Below are 16812 nucleotides of genomic sequence, written 5' to 3'. Positions count from 1 at the left end.
CCGCTGCTAATTCCGACCATTACCGTCGGAATTGGTCAAATTTTGTGCTATATTCCGCGCCCGCGATTTTCCAACGTGTACACGTGCAGGTTTTTTGATATGCAAGCAGCCAAGCCGTTATTTGACTATCCCAAGTACTGGGCCGAGTGTTTCGGGCCAGCACCTTTCCTGCCCATGAGCCGGGAAGAGATGGATCAACTTGGCTGGGATTCCTGCGACATCATTATTGTTACCGGTGACGCCTACGTGGATCACCCGTCTTTTGGCATGGCGATCATTGGCCGGCTGTTGGAGTCTCAGGGCTTCCGCGTCGGGATCATTGCCCAGCCAGACTGGCATTCCAAAGACGATTTCATGAAGCTCGGCGAGCCGAACCTGTTCTTCGGCGTCGCCGCTGGCAACATGGACTCGATGATCAACCGCTACACCGCTGACAAAAAAGTCCGCTCCGATGATGCTTACACGCCTGGCGGTATGGCCGGCAAGCGTCCGGACCGTGCGAGTCTGGTATACAGCCAGCGTTGCAAAGAAGCCTACAAGCACGTGCCCATCGTATTGGGCGGCATTGAGGCTTCATTGCGCCGCATCGCGCATTATGATTACTGGCAGGACCGGGTGCGTAATTCGATTCTGATCGACGCTTGCGCCGACATCCTGCTATACGGCAACGCCGAACGCGCCATCGTCGAAGTCGCCCAGCGTTTGTCGTACGGCCACAAGATTGAAGACATCACTGACGTTCGCGGCACCGCGTTCATCCGTCGCGATACGCCGGCAGGCTGGTACGAGGTCGACTCCACACGTATCGATCGTCCGGGCAAGGTCGATAAGATCATCAACCCGTACGTCAATACTCAGGACACCCAAGCCTGCGCCATCGAGCAAGAAAAAGGCCCGGTAGACGATCCGCAGGAAGCCAAGGTCGTGCAGTTGCTGGCCAGCCCTCGGATGACCCGCGATAAAACGGTTATCCGTTTGCCGTCGATGGAAAAAGTCCGCGCTGACTCCGTGCTCTATGCCCACGCCAACCGCGTGTTGCACCTGGAAACCAACCCAGGTAACGCTCGCGCCTTGGTACAGAAGCACGGCGAAGTCGACGTCTGGTTCAATCCGCCGCCGATTCCCATGACCACCGAAGAGATGGACTACGTGTTTGGCATGCCATACGCGCGCATTCCGCACCCGGCGTATGGCAAGGAAAAAATCCCGGCCTACGACATGATCCGGTTCTCGGTGAACATCATGCGCGGCTGCTTCGGCGGCTGTACCTTCTGCTCAATCACCGAGCACGAAGGCCGGATCATTCAGAACCGTTCCGAAGAGTCGATCATTCGCGAAATCGAAGAGATCCGCGACAAGGTTCCAGGTTTCACCGGGGTTATTTCCGACCTCGGTGGCCCGACGGCGAACATGTACCGCATCGCCTGCAAGAGTACTGAGATCGAGTCTGCTTGCCGTAAACCGTCGTGCGTATTCCCCGGCATTTGCCCGAACCTGAACACCGACCATTCGTCGCTGATTCAGCTGTATCGCAGCGCACGGGCGTTGCCGGGCGTGAAGAAAATCCTGATTGCTTCCGGCCTGCGTTATGACCTTGCGGTCGAGTCGCCGGAATACGTTAAAGAGCTGGTGACCCATCACGTGGGTGGTTACCTGAAGATTGCCCCGGAACACACCGAGGAAGGTCCGCTCAATCAGATGATGAAGCCGGGCATTGGCAGCTATGACAAATTCAAGCGCATGTTCGAGAAGTACTCGAAAGAGGCCGGTAAAGAGCAGTACCTGATTCCTTACTTCATCGCTGCCCACCCCGGCACCACCGATGAAGACATGATGAACCTGGCACTGTGGCTCAAGGGCAGCGGTTTCCGCGCCGATCAGGTGCAGGCGTTCTACCCGTCACCGATGGCCACGGCCACGGCGATGTACCACTCGGGTAAAAACCCACTGCGCAAGGTCACGTACAAGAGCGATTCGGTGACCATCGTTAAAAGCGAAGAGCAGCGCCGGTTGCACAAGGCGTTCTTGCGCTACCACGACCCGAAAGGCTGGCCGTCGCTACGTGAAGCTCTTATCCGTATGGGCCGTGCAGATTTGATCGGTTCAGGCAAAGACCAACTGATTCCTTTGCATCAGCCTGCCACTGACGGTTACCAGAGCGCGCGCCGCAAGAACTCGACACCAGTCGGCAGCCATAAAGTGGCCAAGACCACGTTGATTCAGACCCAGCACACCGGCTTGCCACCTCGCGCGAGCGATGGCGGCAACCCATGGGACAAGCGTGAAGAAGCCAAAGCCGCTGCGTTCGCTCGCAACAAGCAAGCGACCAAAGAGCGTATCGATGCTGCGAAGGGCAAAGGTCCGAAACCGCCGAAGCGCAAGCCCGTCGTCCCGCGTTAAGGCGTTTATTGCCTGTTAAAAAGCCAGCCCCAGGGCTGGCTTTTTATATTCAGTTGATCCCTTCGAACACCTCGAACTTGCCCTCCGGCAAATGTGCTCTTAGTCCGGCTAAGCCCATGGTGCACGACGCGCACGTTGGTTTGGTCGAGAACACATGAATCGACTCCACGTCCTTAAAGTCGATCTTTTCTTTATAAAACCTGTTCAAAATCATGTGCTCTGTATCCAGCATCCGATGGTTTCCGCTCGGCAATAGTTCGGAGTGAGATTTTAGGTCGGGCAGGAAGATGACTTCGTCTGGGTCGCGCTGACCGCCGGTGGCCATACGGGTTCTCTGGCTGTTGATATAACTTACATTGTCAGACGAATGCGCTAAGCCATCTCGTATCGTCCACCCCGCTTCGGCGCTACGTTTGCCTTCAATGAATTTCGTCAGTTCTACGTCGGTGTCGGTCTTTTTCAATCCTGAAATGGCATAGAACACTTTATCCGCGTGGGCCTCGGGGTCTTTGAAGCTGACTTTCATGTACGCAAGGTTTTTATTGTTTTGAGACATCAGTCGAGTGGTATGCGGCATAAGGATATTGTCGGCGGTGAACTTGCGGGGTGACAAATGCAGCCGGTTCAGTTGGTTGGCGATTTCTGTCCTTGCGGCTAACGGCGTGCCCTTGGAAATTGCCTTCCAGTACGGGCTGGTTTTCCGGGGAACGATCTCGAAGTGTGAACGCGTGTATTTGCAAAACAATGCCGCTTCTTCCGCCGTGGTCCCCATGTCGTAAGGGCCGCCGATGTAGCGGTTGATGTAGGGGGTTCTACCGGCGTCTATTTCAGCTTTGATTGTCTTCAAATCAGCGTTTATGACATCTGGGCTTAACGTTTTGATGAACGCGTTCGCATCGAAGGATCCGTTGTAAATATGCGCCAGATAGTCATTGTCGGAGAGCTGGGTCGTGGGCGCGCTTTTGAGGTTGACCTGCATTCTCTCGAACGTGATGTTTTTTTGCCCCTCCGTAAATACAGCCTTGTAGTAAGCCTGATCATCTACGCGCGTCACGATTACTTTGAGGCCGTTGCCTCTGCGCACGGCCACCACGGCGGAAATCTCCCGCGTGTCATTGATGGTCCCGACGATGCCTCCTTTTACGGTGATTCTTTTAAATATGTCATTGCCACCCGTGACCTCGGCCAAAATCGAAACCTTGTACTGGTCTGGCCCCAGCTTGTGTTTAATCGTTTTCAAGTAATTGCTGTTTTGGGAGCGCCAGATAAAACGGTTATGGACAAACTCGCCGGTGTTTTGTGAAGCTGTGATGCTGATGTCGGTGAACCAGGGCTGCACGTTTCTTCCCAGGTTGGTCCGCGCCTGAAGGCCGCTGTGGTTGACGTTTCTAAAGGTATTTGCCGAGCAATGTTTCAAATCAAGGCCGCGAGGTAGGCGGCAGGTGGCAACCGTAGTCGACTTCAGCCTATCGCCTGCGTCGAAAGACTCGCTACGACGCAAGACGGAGCCTTCGCCCTTGGGAACAAGCTTGTAGCTGATGCCCCCAGCGTCTAACGTCAGTTCATCCCCCCAGAGAACCCAGGTTTTGCTCAGGTCCGGCGTGTCATCCAACACCGCCCAGTTGCCATTCTGATGACTGATTTCGATTTCATAGGGTGCTTTTCGGCTGAGGTCGCCCGCGTCATTGAGTTGCATTAACGCAGAACCGTACGGGCGATGAGTCTGGGGGTCGACGAGATAACGGCCGGGGCGAGTCAGTGACCTAAAGTCATCTTCAAAAACGACCACGTTTGACCACTCGTCAACAGTGTTCATCCGGTAATTCGCAGTCTTTTGTGTCCAGGCAGTGGCTTGACGGCTGCTGAGGGAAAGGAGCGCTGCGCGGCGAGACGAGGCCAGATCCAACAGTTTTCTCGCCTGAATAATTCCGGTTTCAATCAGGTTAAGGCCCGCGCGATTCAATCGAAGCGGGATCTTTCCGACGAACTTGAGCACGCCAGTGATGCCGGCAGCCGGGTTCAATGTCTGGTGAGCTGCCACCGCCATGCCTTTGGCCAACGTACCGAGGCGCGGCAGTCCGGCCCTTAAACCGAAGGTCGCAGTCGTTTTGACAAAGCGGGTGGAGAGTCCGGCGACTTTCGCAACGGGAAAGACAATGGACAGAATATCCAGCGTCAAACTGAGGGTTGCCAATAACGCTCTTAACTGTCCGCGAGGTGATTGGGCCGCCTCGATCAGGTCTTCGAGGGGGCCCCATACCGGAATGATGTAGTTTTTCAAAAACTCCACCAGTGCATTTGGCTTTTCAAACGCGGTGGACCCGCGCTTCATTTCAAACAGTTGTTGCCTATTTCTAAGCCCGATCTGGCGAGCGATGTCATTGATTATCTGCTTGCGACGAGGAAACGAGATCAGATGTTCGAAGGGGGCTTGGGGGGGGCCGTAGGTGTTTAGGTGATGAACGATCACCCTTGATTTGGCCTGAAGATCAGGCGCGGTGCCGGTGGAGTAGGCGGTCCAATCAAATGGCAGCGTTGCAGTGCTGCGGCTTTCAAGGGCCGTGCGGTGTTGAACAAGGTCGTCACGCCGACGGATCAACCCTGAATAGGGAAAAATCTCATGGTAATAGTGATTACCGCGATGGATGGAATGGAGAAGAAAGCCAAAACGCGCAACCGTTGGATGGGTGTGACTTGGGGTGTTCAACAAGTCCTTATTGTGCGGTGTGTTATGAGAAGCGCTGTACAGGTCCAGATTTCCGCTTCTAAGCGTGTGCAGCCGTACCTGCCCCTGTTCGATAGCCAAGCGTTCATCTTGCGCAAGATCATCCAGAAGTGCGTTGACCAGTGAGCGAACGGCCAACGCCGTATCGTCCCACCATGTGTCGAACGCAGCTGCGAACTTGGAAGGAATATCGGGCAACGATGAGATATTTAAAAAGTTGGGGTAGTAGTTGCCGTCATGTCCACGGACTAGAGCGGGCATCCAGGTTGATTGACCGCCCTTCAATCGCCCGGTCGCGAGTAAATCAAATGCCTTATAACCCTGCATAACAACCAGCGGGTGGTTGTAGGCAAATGAGCGGGCGTTCGCACGAATATATTCGTTGGAGTAGCCGCTGCGGTCGAGAAACAGGGTGTTTGCAGGTATGCCTCGCTGGTCTAACGCTTGCTGTGTCATCACCAGGCGGTCAGGTGGCGCTTTCTTCAATTGCTCGATGGCCTCTTTCAGGTTGCGTTCATGCTCGCTGAACGCTGCGAAAGCTTTATCGAGATCATCGGCGGTGTAGCCGTCTTTTGGTTTTGAACCGATCAACCTATTGGCTTGCGCCCAGTCAAGAAGCGGCGGCGTTAGGGTTGAGGAAATTAACGCCATGGTCTCTTCGGGGGCGTCAGTGATGAGGTTCATCGGGTAGGTTAATAATTGCTGATAACTCATCCGGTGGGACGCGCCAGGGCTGAGTATTTCGGCGAGATGAATCCCATGTTGCAGTTGGAGCCATGCGGTGCTGCGTCGATAAGCCAGTTGTGCAGGAACCCCATCGACCTTTAATCCAGCCGGGTAGTTTGGCGCCAATATCACTGTTGCAAACTGTGCCGCCGCTGGCGAAAAAACCATCCCTGAGTAGGTGAAGTGGCGTTCTATGTCGGCGCAGATAGCGGCGTAGCTTTTGCCCCAATTTGCCGTTTGATCGACATCAAAACCTTTGAGGTTGGAGTCAGGGTCAAGCTCCAGTGCGATGGCTTTTAAAATCAACTTCGCGAGTACGATGGGCGATGTTTTTTCCTGAGCGTCGGCTCCGTACCAGTCGAGTGCTTTAAGCAGGTGTTGTCCAAGGTCTTGCGCCGTTGCCGACTCCAATAATGTAGCCAGCGTGGCCATGGGGCGTAGGCGAATGTCTGCGACCGCCAGTTGTACCAGTTCCGGAAATATCAACTGGTCGAGAATGGACTCGGTATTGCTAGCCTTGAATGCCTGAGTAGTTTTTTTGATGATCGTTAGACCGTTGCTGTCCAGCAGCTCTTCAATGGTTACCGATTCGTTGATTATTGTTCGCAGCAATGCTTCCTTCGCGAGATTTAGCGTCTCGATGCAAGCGTCGATGTCGGATAGATTCGAGGGTAGTTCCAAACGATAGCGAGACAAGAGTTGCGCTGGGCTTACGTGTTCGACGGGTAGCGACTGTGTATCTGGCGCCGTGCGTTGTGCCAATGTCAGCAACGGAAAATCAAAGTTCGGCTTATTTTGATTTCGTTGACTGCCGAGCATTCCCAGCAAGGTATCGAAATCAGCCAGCTCATGCCGGCCCCAATGGGCAAAGCCTATTTTGCCATTGATTATTTTTAATTCGAACGGCTGTTCATCTAGTGGTTGATTCATTTAAACCTCTCTTGGGTAAACAAAAGCAGCACCGACGAGCGGTACCGGAGAGGCCATGTAAGCCGCAATGCGAGCAGCAAAGAGGCTAAATAGGTATTTCGGGGGCAGGAGAAGTAGCGGTGCGCAAAAGGAGCGTCGTCCTAGCTCCTTTTATGTGCGACGCTTGCACCGAGGCTCATGCTTGGCGCTATTTTGGTGCTGTGCGTGACGCTACAGGCCGCAAACCGCCGTATTTGCTGGAATGGCATAAGTCTTGCGCGGTTCCATTACCGTTCAGGCTCGCAGGAGGCACGCCGTGTCGATTCATATTGCCTTGCACCACGTTACGCATTACCGCTACGACCGAGCGGTTGAACTGGGTCCGCAGATCGTGCGCCTACGTCCGGCGGCTCACAGCCGCACGCGGATTTTGTCCTATTCCCTGAAAGTCTTGCCTGAGCAACACTTCGTCAACTGGCAGCAAGACCCTCAGGGCAATTATTTAGCGCGTTTGGTGTTCCCTGAGAAAACCAACGAGCTGCGGGTCGAAGTCGATCTTGTCGCCGAAATGGCGGTGTTCAACCCGTTCGACTTCTTCCTTGAGCCCTACGCGGAAAAGATCCCCTTTGTTTACGCCAGCGATGAGCAGCGTGAACTGGCGCCGTACCTTGCCACGTTACCGCTGACGCCGAAGTTTGCCGCTTATCTGGCGAGCATCGACCGTACGCCGTTGCCGACCATCGACTTTTTGGTGGCACTGAACCAGCGGCTAAGCCAAGACATCGCGTACCTGATCCGCATGGAACCGGGCGTCCAGACACCCGAGTTCACGCTGGACAACGCGTCCGGTTCCTGCCGCGACTCGGCCTGGCTGTTGGTGCAGTTGATGCGCCACTTGGGCATGGCGGCGCGATTTGTATCGGGTTACCTGATCCAGCTCAAAGCCGACGTTGAAGCGCTAGACGGGCCTTCCGGCACCGATGTCGACTTCACGGATCTGCACGCATGGTGCGAGGTTTACTTGCCTGGCGCTGGCTGGGTCGGGCTTGATGCCACCTCGGGCCTATTTGCGGGTGAAGGCCATATTCCGTTGGCCTGTAGCCCCGAGCCGTCCTCGGCGGCACCAATCAGTGGCTTGGTTGAACCGTGCGAAACCGAGTTCACCCACGAGATGTCAGTTGAGCGGATTTGGGAGGCGCCCCGCGTTACCAAACCGTACAGCGAAGACCAATGGCTGGCGATTCAGGCCCTTGGCCGGAAAATCGACACCGATCTGATCGCCGACGACGTGCGCCTGACCATGGGCGGCGAACCGACCTTCGTGTCCATTGACGACCGCGACGGCGACGAATGGAACACCGCAGCCCTGGGCCCGGAAAAGCGCAAGCTCTCTGCCGAACTCTATCAGCGCATGCGCAAGCACTACGCGCCGCTGGGGATCGTGCACTTCGGTCAAGGCAAGTGGTACCCCGGCGAGCAACTGCCGCGCTGGTCGCTGAACTGCTTTTGGCGCAAAGACGGCCAACCGGTCTGGCACAACAACGCACTGATTGCCGATGAAACAGAAGAGTACGGCGCCGATGGCGAAATGGCCGGGCGCTTCCTCGCCAGCGTTGCCGAGCGCCTGAAGTTGCCGGTGCGTTTCGTGTTTCCGGCTTACGAAGACAATTTCTACTACCTGTGGCGCGAAGGGGCGTTGCCCCTGAACGTCAGCGCCGAGGACTCACGTCTCGAAGACAAGCAGGAGCGTGCTCGTCTGCGCAAGGTCTTCACCCAAGGTCTGGATAAAGTCATCGGCCAAGTGCTGCCGCTGTCCCGGGCGAAGGCGGGCGATAAATGGCAAAGCGGCCGCTGGTTCCTGCGTGACGAACATTGCCGACTGGTGCCGGGGGATTCGGCGCTGGGTTACCGGCTGCCGCTGGCCTCGCAACCCTGGGTCAAGGCTTCGGAATATCCGTTCATTCACCCCACCGACCATAACCAGGACTTCCCTGCGCTGCCGAGCAGCGATCAGGTGAAATCGCAGCTCAACAGCCTGACCGAACAGGTCGACGCCAATGAAGAACGCGAACCCAAAGCTGCCGAGTCCGCCCATTGGCTGACGCGCACGGCGCTGTGTGCCGAGGCCCGGGATGGGCGTCTGTACGTGTTCATGCCGCCGCTGGAAAAGCTTGAGGATTACCTCGAACTGGTCAGCGCGGTGGAAGCCACGGCTGAGGAGTTGCATTGCCCGGTTTTGCTCGAAGGGTACGAACCGCCAAGCGACCCGCGTCTGGCGAACTTCCGTATCACGCCTGATCCAGGTGTGATTGAAGTCAACGTACAGCCGTCGTCCAGTTGGGATGAGTTGGTTGAGCGCACCGAGTTTCTCTACGAGCAGGCGCGGCTGACTCGACTGACCACCGAGAAATTCATGATCGATGGTCGTCACACTGGCACCGGTGGTGGTAACCACTTCGTCCTTGGCGGCGCGACGCCTGCGGATTCACCGTTTTTACGCCGTCCCGATTTACTGCGCAGTTTGCTCAGCTATTGGCACAACCATCCGTCGCTGTCGTACCTGTTTTCTGGCCTGTTCATTGGCCCGACCTCCCAGGCGCCGCGTGTGGATGAAGCCCGCAACGACTCGCTTTATGAGATGGAAATCGCCTTCTCGCAGATGCCAGAGCCAGGTGAAGAGTGCGCGCCATGGCTGGTGGATCGGCTGCTGCGTAACCTATTGATCGACGTCACCGGTAATACACATCGGGCGGAATTCTGCGTCGACAAGTTGTATTCCCCGGACGGCGCGACCGGCCGGTTGGGCTTGCTGGAATTGCGCGCGTTTGAAATGCCGCCCCATGCCCGCATGAGTCTGGCTCAACAATTACTGCTACGGGCATTGGTTGCGCGTTTCTGGCGTGAACCCTATGCACCGGCCAAGCTGGCGCGGTGGGGTACGCAATTGCATGACCGCTTCATGCTGCCGCACTTTATCGAACAGGATTTCGCCGACGTTATCGTCGAGTTGACTGCCGCCGGTTATCCGTTGCGTGCCGAATGGTTTGCCGCGCATCTGGAGTTTCGTTTCCCGAAAGTCGGTGATTACGCGGTCAGCGGCATCGAATTGGAAATCCGTCAGGCGTTGGAGCCTTGGCATGTGTTGGGCGAGGAGGGTGCGGCCGGTGGTGCGGTCCGTTATGTCGATTCGTCGTTGGAGCGCTTGCAAGTCAAACTTAATGGATTGCCGCCGCAGCGTTACATGCTGACCTGCAACGGCATTCCGGTGCCGCTGCAACCCACCGGGCGTGTCGGTGAGTTCGTCGCCGGCGTGCGTTATCGCGCTTGGCAACCGTCCAACTGCCTGCAGCCGAACATTCCGGCGCATGCGCCGTTGGTTTTCGACCTGCTGGACACATGGATGCAGCGTTCCTTGGGCGGCTGCGAGTATCATGTCGCGCATCCCGGCGGGCGCAATTATGAAACCTTGCCAGTTAATGCCAACGAAGCCGAAAGTCGACGTCTTTCCCGCTTCTTCCGCATTGGCCATAGCCCCGGCAAATTGGAAGTGCCGTTGCTGACCGTGAATGATGAGCTGCCCATGACGCTGGATATGCGTCTTCACTAAAAAAAGCCCATTTCAGGGGAATGACGCGCGGAGGCGCAACTCCTCTGCGCGTCATAGTCTCTGCGCTAATTTGACGTCTTTTGCTGTCTGCCGAGCCTTCCATGCCCGACCTGCTTGACCGTTATCCGCTGACTGCGGGTACTTATCACGAAATGCTCGACGCCAGCGGCGCCATTCGGCCGCATTGGCGCCACCTGTATGAGCATTTGCAACGCAGTACGCCTGCGCAGTTAATGCAGCGCCAGGCACTGATGTCTCGTCAAATTCACGAAAACGGCGTGACCTACAACGTTTATGCCGACCCCAAGGGCGCAGACCGGCCCTGGGAGCTGGATTTGCTGCCGCATTTGATCCCCGCGCAGGAGTGGGCCTCGGTCGCCGCAGGCATCGCTCAGCGTGCGCGGTTGCTCAACGCCGTGCTGGCAGACTTGTACGGCCCGCAGCGGTTGATCGCCGACGGTTTGCTGCCGGCCGAACTGGTGTTTGGTCACAACAATTATTTATGGCCGTGTCAGGGGGTAAAACCGCCCGAAGGCGTGTTCCTGCACATGTACGCCGTGGACCTGGCGCGCACCCCGGACGGGCGTTGGTGGGTAACCGCCGACCGTACGCAAGCGCCGTCGGGCGCGGGTTATTCGCTGGAAAACCGGCAGATTGTGTCCCGGGCCTTTCCCGATCTGTACCGCGATTTGCAGGTCCAGCACCTGACTGGCTTTTTCCGTGCGTTGCAGGAAACCTTGGTCCGTCAGGCCCCCAGCGACAAAGAACCGCCTTTGGTGGTGCTGTTGACCCCTGGGCGATTCAACGAAAGCTATTTCGAACACTTGTACCTGGCCCGACAGCTGGGTTATCCGCTGGTTGAAGGCGGAGACTTGACCGTTCGCGACGCCACGGTTTACCTCAAGACCCTCAGTGGCCTGCGCCGGGTTCACGCGATCATGCGTCGTCTTGACGATGATTTCTGCGATCCGCTGGAGTTGCGCACCGACTCGGCGCTGGGTGTTCCCGGTTTGCTCGAAGCGGTTCGCCAAGGCCGGGTGATGGTTGCCAATGCCTTGGGCAGCGGCGTTCTTGAGTCGCCGGGTTTGCTAGGGTTTTTGCCGAGAATCAGTCAGCACCTGTTTGGCGAACAGCTGATCTTACCGTCCGTGGCAACGTGGTGGTGCGGCGAGCCGCCGGTATTGGCCCAGGCACTGGAAAAACTTCCAGACCTGTTGATCAAACCGGCTTTCCCTTCACAAAGCTTTGCCCCGGTGTTCGGTCGTGATCTCAATGCTGAGCAGCGCCAAGCGTTGGCCGCGCGGATGCAGGCCCGGCCCTATGCCTACGTCGCACAAGAGCTGGCGCAGTTGTCCCACGCGCCGGTCTGGCAGCCCGATGGCGACCAGTTGCAACCGCGAGCCATCGGCATGCGGGTGTACGCCGTCGCCAGTGCTGACGGCTATGAAGTGCTGCCGGGTGGCTTGACCCGCGTTGCGGCCCAAGCCGATGCCGACGTGGTGTCCATGCAGCGCGGTGGCGCGAGCAAGGACACCTGGGTCTTGGGTGAGCGTGCCGATGGCATCAAGCCTTGGAAAACTCAGCGGGCCTTGGGTGTCCGTGACCTGATTCGACGTGATCCTTACCTGCCTTCGCGGGTGGTGGAAAACCTGTTCTGGTTTGGTCGCTATTGCGAGCGCTGCGATAACAGCGCGCGGTTGTTGCGAATCATGCTGACCCGTCACGTCGATGGCGATGATCCGATGGCGTTGCAAGCGGCAGTGGAACTGGGAGAAGTCCTGCGTTTATTGCCCGAAGAAGGCGAGCTGCCCGACCGGTTGCTGGCCGCGCTGCTCGGCGAGGATTGGTCGCAAAGCCTGCGCGCCAACCTGCAACGTTTGCAGTGGGCGGCCTCGCAAGTGCGCGGCAAACTGTCACGAGAAAATTGGCAGGCGCTGGTGGAGCTGCAACGCGAATCCCTGAGCCTGGAAACCGAAGACCCTGACTTCGGCGAACTCCTCGACTTCCTTAACCGCTTGGTGATGTCGCTGGCAGCCTTGTCAGGGTTCGCCCTGGACGACATGACCCGTGACGAAGGCTGGCGTTTTTTGATGATCGGTCGTCGTATCGAGCGTCTGCAGTTTCTCAGCATCAGTTTGGCGGCGTTCCTGCGTGATGGGGCGGTGAACGATCAGGCCGGCCTTGAATGGCTACTGGAGTTGGGCAACAGCAGCATCACCTACCGTTCGCGTTATCTGGCGATGCCGCAGTTGATTCCGGTGCTGGACTTACTGTTATTGGATGAGCAAAACCCCCATGCGGTGTTGTTCCAACTGAAATTGGTGAAGCGCTCGTTGAACCGTCTGAACGAAGATTTTGGTGTGCCGCGTGATACCCGGCTGGGATTATTGGTAGAGCGCCTGGCGGCGTTTGATCTCAGCAGTTTGGAGAACCCATTGTTTGGAAAAAACAGCGTGCGCGCCGTGCTCGATGGCTTGGCCGATTTGCTGCAATCCATTGGTGAAACCAGCGGACAAGTCTCTGATCGTCTGGCCCTACGCCATTTTGCTCATGTTGATGATGTCAGCCAGCGCACGGTGTCTGTCTGATGAGCGCGCATTACCAGATTTCTCATGACACCCATTACAAGTACGACAGCCCTGTGTCCCTGGCGCAGCAGCTCGCGCATTTGTGGCCGCGACCTTGCGCGTGGCAACGATGCACCCAACAAGAACTGCTGATCAGCCCGATACCGACCAGTCGCCGTGATGAGCTGGACGTGTTCGGTAATCCGCTGACCCGTCTGGCATTCGAGCGGCCCCACGATGAGTTGCAAGTCAACGCACGGCTACGGGTTGAAGTGCTGGTGCGGCCAACGCTGGATTTCAATCTTTCGGCGGGCTGGAACGCCACCAGCAGCGCTCTGACCTACAGCGGTAAGCCGCTCTCGACGGCAATTCTTGAAGCGTGTCGGTTTCGTTTTGAGTCGCCGTACGTGCATTTGAAACAAACCTTCGTTGACTACTCTGACAGTTGCTTTTCTCCCCATCGACCGCTGCTGCTGTGCGTGCAAGCATTGATGGAGAAGATTTTTACCGAGTTTACATTCGACGATGAGGCAACTCAGGTGGCGACGCCACTGGTCGAAGTGCTGGAAAATCGGCGTGGCGTTTGTCAGGACTTTGCTCACCTGATGCTGGCATGCCTGCGTTCGCGTGGGTTGGCCGCGCGCTATATCAGCGGCTACTTACTGACTCAGCCACCGCCTGGACAGCCACGACTGATCGGGGCTGATGCTTCGCACGCGTGGGTTTCGGTGTTTTGCCCGCTGTTGGGCTGGGTGGATTTTGATCCGACCAACAATGTGCAGCCAACACTGGAGCACATCAGCCTGGCCTGGGGCCGCGATTTCTCGGATGTATCGCCGTTGCGTGGGGTGATTCTGGGGGGTGGCAGCCATGACCCGGAAGTTGAGGTGACGGTCATGCCAATCAGCGCTGGGGCTATTTGATTCAGAGGGGCTTGCCGTCGTCTGCCGCTTGAGCGACAGACGTGGCGTACGGGCTTCGTCGATTGGCGAAGCCCATCGGTATCAGTTGGTAGGTGTTGGTTCTGCAGTTGCCTCTGCGTCGTCGGCAGGCTCTTGGCCTTCAACGGTTTCGCCTTCTGCGCCGGTTTCGGTCAGGGCAGCTGTTTTCTTTTGCAGCTTTTCCTCTTTCTTCTGCTCTTTTGCCAGATCTCTCTGACGTTTGGCGAAGGAATAGTTAGGTTTAGCCATGGGCGATCCTCTGTATAGGCGGGAAATGCCGCCATTCTGCCTGAGAACGGCACCGCGCACACGGCGTTGTGCGCTCAACGGTCCATGAACAGCCTTTGACTGTCCGATCAGGTAGGTTTTTGACCTGCCCACTTGGGAGCAACAAGGGGTTTCCAGGCGTCCAGCGTGTCGAGTAATTCGGCGGCGCAATCGCTGAGTTGCAGCATGTTGCGATGCTCTTCCCTCACGAACCCCTCGCTGACCACGTGGTCGAGAAAACCAGCCAGTTTGCTGTAGAAACCGTTGACGTCCATTAGTCCCAACGGTTTGCCGTGATAACCCAACTGACCCCAGGTCCATACTTCGAATAATTCTTCTAGCGTGCCTAGGCCGCCGGGAAGGGCGATAAACGCATCGCTCAGTTCAGCCATGCGGGCTTTGCGGGCATGCATACCGTCGACGACTTCCAGGCGGGTCAGGCCGTTGTGACCGATTTCCAGGCTGCGCAGGCTTTCAGGAATCACCCCGATCACTTCACCCCCGGCTGCCAGCGCAGCATCAGCAACGATCCCCATCAGACCGACAGCCCCGCCGCCATACACCAGGGTTAATTGACGTTCGGCCAACGTGCGCCCCAATGCCACGGCCGCTTCGCGGTAAGCCGGGTGGGTGCCAGCACTGGCGCCGCAAAATACACAAACGAACTTCAAAGACATCGCCTACTCCTTGGTCATCAATGCCACAGAGTAAAGACTTGGCCAAGACAGTCCAAGGGCTAGTCGCGCTGGAAGCGCTCGTAAGGTTGTTCATACGTACCACTGGCGCCACAGGCGTAAGCGGCAAGCAAGCTGCACAAGAAGCTGTTGAGGTGCATGATGTGTGGGCTCCTGAGTGATGGCGCTATGTTAGAGCGCCACCTCGCGCCTGGCCGGTTGATTCTCTCGATGATCTCGATAGCGGCAAGCCTGGCCTGCGTTGCGTTGACGCAGGTCATTGGAACTTGAGCTGGAATCAGGCAGTCTTTGTGCAGACGTTCCTCTTCTTCAACAACAACTTAAGTCCTGCCTTGGAGATTCTCATGTTTCGTAAACTTGTCGCTGTATCCCTGCTGACACTCGCCAGTGGCCACCTGTTGGCGGCGGAGTGCAAGGTTAATGTCGATTCAACGGACCAGATGAGCTACGACACCAAAGAAATCAACATCGACAAAAGCTGCAAAACCTTCACTGTGAACTTGACCCACTCCGGCAGCTTGCCGAAAAACGTCATGGGTCATAACTGGGTGTTAAGCAAAGAAGCTGATATGGCCGATATTGCTGCCGCCGGCATGAGCGCAGGCATCGACAATAACTATTTGAAGACTGGGGATGACCGCATCATCGCTCACACTAAGATCATCGCTGCAGGCGAAAAAGACTCGGTCACGTTCGACGTGTCGAAACTGGCTGCGGGTTCCAAGTATGTGTTCTTTTGCTCGTTCCCAGGTCACAACAGCATGATGAACGGTACGGTTGCGGTTATGTAATTAACCTCACTGTAGGAGCCAACTTGTTGGCGAGGCGATGTAGGTTTAAGCGCTTCGCCAACAAGACGGTATCTACCGTGGTGTGAATTTTATCGGGTCCCGGTCATCTTAAAGATGCCTTGGGCGTTGCTGCTGTCGAAATTCAGGTCGAGCTTGTCATCCACCGGATCGAGCTTGCGCTGAATGAATTCGACGAACGAGCCAGGCACTTGATGCTCGTGTAATTTCCCGCTCGCATCCGCCATCGCCCGATTCACTGTGCACGCTTTGTAGGCGGTCTGCATGACCCGGCCCGAAGCAGACACTTCGATAGCGGCCTTCATCGGCCGATCCCGCCGCACTTGTTCAGCAACCACCGCTTCTAGATTCTCAACCCGATCCGTCAGGTGATTGAAGCTATTGCCTTCGGTGGCAATCCAGGCCATTTCCGCGCTTTCGCTGAGCAATTGTTGATAGTCCGCATGCCTCACCACGCCATGCTGACGGCCGAAGGCTGCGTACAAACCCGGTAGCAAGCGGTACGCCTCACTCAACGAACAATGACGGGTTAATTGCAGGCGTTTGAGGATACTCAGTTGCTCGGTGTCCAGCGGATCACGGCTCGAACTGACGACGCGTTCGGCAGCGGCCTGAAAGGCTTCGCTGAAACGACCAGGGTGCAATTCGGAAACGAAAAACTGCGCAATGTCCTCCGGCAGGTCCTGTTGACGATAGCCCCAACCGGTCATGTTCAGTTTGGTCAGCGGGTAGGTGCGCACATCGGTAAAGCCCAAGGGTTCGAGTAACCGGGTGAAGGCCAGACGGCCACGGGGCAATTCGCCGTTGGCGAACCAATCTACCGTCCGAATCGCGCCATGATCAAACACCACTTTGCGCCGTTGCTCGGCTTGTTCTTCGACATACACCCGACCCGCAGGCACCGCCTCCACCAATTTGTGAAGCAGGCACAGGTTCAGCGCTTCGGCTAGCCAAACCCGGTGCAGCTTCGTGTCGCTCCACTTGAAGTCATGCAAGCCGGCTGGCACCTCTACATGAGCTTCAAGCCACTGTGCAGCGGGTTGGCCAACAACAGATGCGACTAGGGAAAACAGGCCTTCGAAGGAGGACATAAGCAACGGGCTCTGACTATGGAAAGTAGGCCCCTATGAAAGCGTTGATGGCCGAGCGGCACAAACGAAAAAAAA

9 protein-coding genes are annotated in these 16812 nt (G+C 56.7%); 5 read left to right on the top strand and 4 right to left on the bottom strand.

Annotated elements, in window-relative coordinates:
• Nucleotides 1-99: 99 nt before the first annotated feature.
• Nucleotides 100-2400: a YgiQ family radical SAM protein gene (locus tag RHM59_RS13920; protein ID WP_322184237.1), complete on the top strand. Its 2301-nt coding sequence runs from the start codon at nt 100-102 to the stop codon at nt 2398-2400.
• 49 nt (nt 2401-2449) lie between these two features.
• Here the strand turns inward: RHM59_RS13920 and RHM59_RS13915 are convergent, their stop codons facing one another.
• On the bottom strand, nt 2450-6781 hold the full coding sequence (locus tag RHM59_RS13915; protein WP_322224405.1) for a hypothetical protein: 4332 nt from the start codon (nt 6779-6781) through the stop codon (nt 2450-2452).
• Between the two features lie 295 nt (nt 6782-7076).
• On the opposite strand from RHM59_RS13915, the gene RHM59_RS13910 reads away from it, so the two are divergent.
• The 3 genes from RHM59_RS13910 to RHM59_RS13900 all read left to right on the top strand — a co-directional run bounded on the left by RHM59_RS13910 (nt 7077) and on the right by RHM59_RS13900 (nt 13857).
• Nucleotides 7077-10367 carry a transglutaminase family protein gene (locus RHM59_RS13910; protein WP_322224403.1) on the top strand — a complete coding sequence of 1097 codons (3291 nt, stop codon included), beginning with the start codon at nt 7077-7079 and terminating at the stop codon, nt 10365-10367.
• Nucleotides 10368-10468: 101 nt separating this feature from the next.
• Entirely contained in the window at nt 10469-12955 is a 2487-nt protein-coding gene (locus RHM59_RS13905) for a circularly permuted type 2 ATP-grasp protein (protein WP_322224400.1), read from the top strand.
• A complete protein-coding gene (locus RHM59_RS13900) occupies nt 12955-13857 on the top strand; it encodes a transglutaminase family protein (RefSeq protein WP_322224398.1) in 903 nt (300 codons plus the stop codon). The genes RHM59_RS13905 and RHM59_RS13900 overlap by 1 nt, the downstream gene beginning before the upstream one ends.
• An 81-nt stretch (nt 13858-13938) precedes the next feature.
• Here RHM59_RS13900 and RHM59_RS13895 read toward each other — a convergent pair whose 3' ends face one another.
• Together RHM59_RS13895 and RHM59_RS13890 are read right to left on the bottom strand one after the other, a co-directional pair.
• Complete coding sequence (locus RHM59_RS13895; protein ID WP_322184233.1) at nt 13939-14124, bottom strand: hypothetical protein; 186 nt, start codon at nt 14122-14124, stop codon at nt 13939-13941.
• Nucleotides 14125-14231: 107 nt separating this feature from the next.
• Nucleotides 14232-14819, bottom strand: coding sequence for a TIGR00730 family Rossman fold protein (locus RHM59_RS13890; RefSeq protein ID WP_322167399.1), 588 nt, complete (start codon nt 14817-14819; stop codon nt 14232-14234).
• A gap of 362 nt (nt 14820-15181) precedes the next feature.
• Between RHM59_RS13890 and azu the strand changes: the two genes are divergently transcribed.
• A complete protein-coding gene (gene azu, locus RHM59_RS13885) occupies nt 15182-15628 on the top strand; it encodes an azurin (protein WP_322224396.1) in 447 nt (148 codons plus the stop codon).
• Nucleotides 15629-15717: 89 nt separating this feature from the next.
• Here the strand turns inward: azu and RHM59_RS13880 are convergent, their stop codons facing one another.
• Entirely contained in the window at nt 15718-16737 is a 1020-nt protein-coding gene (locus RHM59_RS13880; RefSeq protein ID WP_322224394.1) for a 2-oxoadipate dioxygenase/decarboxylase family protein, read from the bottom strand.
• Nucleotides 16738-16812 lie beyond the last annotated feature (75 nt).

It is taken from the genome of Pseudomonas sp. MH10 (assembly GCF_034353045.1).
Taxonomy (GTDB): domain Bacteria; phylum Pseudomonadota; class Gammaproteobacteria; order Pseudomonadales; family Pseudomonadaceae; genus Aquipseudomonas.
This window is presented reverse-complemented; position numbering and strand designations above follow the sequence as displayed.